Annotated in this window: 3 protein-coding genes; all 3 read right to left on the bottom strand. The window is 57.9% G+C overall.

Features of this window, described 5'->3' with window-relative positions:
* On the bottom strand, positions 1 to 609 hold a 609-nt coding region (locus HZB34_12410), incomplete at its 3' end, for an HD domain-containing protein (protein ID MBI5316767.1).
* Positions 610 to 623: 14 nt separating this feature from the next.
* The gene (locus HZB34_12405; GenBank protein ID MBI5316766.1) at positions 624 to 1,139 is read right to left on the bottom strand and encodes a DUF2062 domain-containing protein; all 516 of its coding nucleotides are present in this window, start codon (positions 1,137 to 1,139) and stop codon (positions 624 to 626) included.
* Positions 1,139 to 1,900 (bottom strand): thiamine-phosphate kinase (thiL, locus tag HZB34_12400; protein MBI5316765.1); only part of this gene is annotated, 762 nt, incomplete at its 5' end. The genes HZB34_12405 and thiL, both read right to left, overlap by 1 nt.

Raw genomic sequence — 1,900 nt, 5'->3', positions numbered from 1 at the left:
CTGGAGCATGTTCAACCATCGAGGGAGGCGGGAATTGTCCTTGCCTTTTTCCTTGAGGATCAGATGAGCGATTTGGTCAGGATTCAGTTCTTCTCCTTTCGCGAAGGGGCCGGACGGGCTTCGGCGGATTTTCTTGATGAGAGGGGCTAAATGTTCTCGGATGATGATCTGGCCCAGCCGCTCATGCGTGAGGCCATGGGCATGGAGAAAATTGTCGTCGAAGAAATGGCAAAACGGCCCGTGCCCGATGTCGTGGACCAAGGCCGTGACACGGAGGAACTCTTCGACGAAATTGGGAGAGGGCAGATCCTTCACGACCTTCTTGAGAAACGGGTACAGGTGTCGAGCAAACCGTCCTGCGACGTGCATCGTTCCGAGTGAATGCACGAACCGGGTATGTTCCGCGGAGGGATAGACCCAGCGAGCACTCTGTAGCTGGTAGATGTATCGCAGCCGCTGGACCCAGGGGGAGTCGATCAGGTCTTTCTCGGTGTGCTCATGTGGATCAGGATGAGCATAGGGAACGGTGAAGGTGACGTACTTGTGGATGGGGTCAGCGATGAGCGCCGAGCCATCATAGGGAGCGTTCGGTCGGTCTGCTGATTCCATAGTCAGTGGGTATCTTAGCCCACTTGGTCAGAGGGCGGCAACGGTTCGGTCGTGGGACTGGAAGGCGCGGAGCGATGTTTTTGGAAAAACAAGTAGGCGGCAGGATAGGACAAGAGGGCTCCGAGCACACTGAGGACAAGTCCTCCGAGCACGAAGGGAGCAGCGTAGGGAAGGACTTGTTGGTAGATGCCGCTGAAACTCATATCCTGCCAGTCGAAGCTCGGTTGATCCGTACGTCCGAGCAAGAGGGCGCCGGTCCAGTAGGTTGCGCCTAGGATCGGAATGACGGTCCATGGATTATTGACCAAGGCACCGGCGAGCAAGGCCAAGAAGTTGAGACCGAATAGCCAGGCGCACAGTACTACCATCGCCGTGTGCAGACCATAGGCGGGGGAGAACGCGATGAAGACGCCCAGCGCAAAGGCCAACGCGGTGCGTTGCGGTGACTCCTGTAAATGGAGGACTTGACGCAAGAGTGCCCGAAATGATCGGCTCCGTTGAGCAGAGGGCTGGTGACTGCTGTTGGCCATCAACGGAAATGCTCGTAACTTGTGACCGGCAGAGGTTGCGTCCGACCATCAGTCATCATCTGAATTCCGAACCGCTGCGGGCGAATCGTTCCGATAGGGGTTATGCGATAGCCGCGTGTTCGCGCTTGCCGCTCAACCTTCTTGCCGTTGCGTGGCGACGTGGTGAAGAGCAACTCATAGTCTTCGCCTCCAGTGAGTGCGAGTCGAATCGGCGACACTCCGATCGCCCGGGCATAGGCTCGGCAGGCCGGTGAGATCGGAATCTTGTCGAGTCCCACCTCTGCCCCGACTCGACTTGCTTCACACAGATGCCGAAGATCTCCGGAGAGGCCGTCGGACAGATCGATGGCAGCGGAGGCAAGTCGTTTCTCGTTGAGCCACTGGCCTTCGGCGACCCTCGCCGTAGGGCGGAAATGGCGGCGGAGAAGAAACGCTTGATGAGAGCGAGAGAGCTCGGACTTCCTTTTTCTTGAGGGGCCTGAGCCTGTGTTCCCCATCAAGAGCGTAAGGCCTGCGAGGGAGTCTCCTAGCGTGCCTGAAACGTAAATGTGATCTCCTACGTTGGCACCGTGTCGAAACAGTGCATGGCGGCTGCTTGTCGCGCCGACCAGGGTGATGCTGAGAAAGAGTCCCGCCTTGGATGCCGAGGTATCCCCACCGACGAGTGTCACGTCATACAGGCGGCAAGCCTTCATCAAGCCGGTGTAGAGCTCGTGGACGTCCGACCGTTTCCATGTTTTTGGGATGGCGAGCGAGATGAG

Source organism: Nitrospirota bacterium (assembly GCA_016219645.1).
GTDB lineage: Bacteria > Nitrospirota > Nitrospiria > Nitrospirales > Nitrospiraceae > Palsa-1315.
The sequence above is the reverse complement of the archived record's forward strand: the minus strand, read 5'-3'. Positions and strand labels throughout refer to the sequence as shown.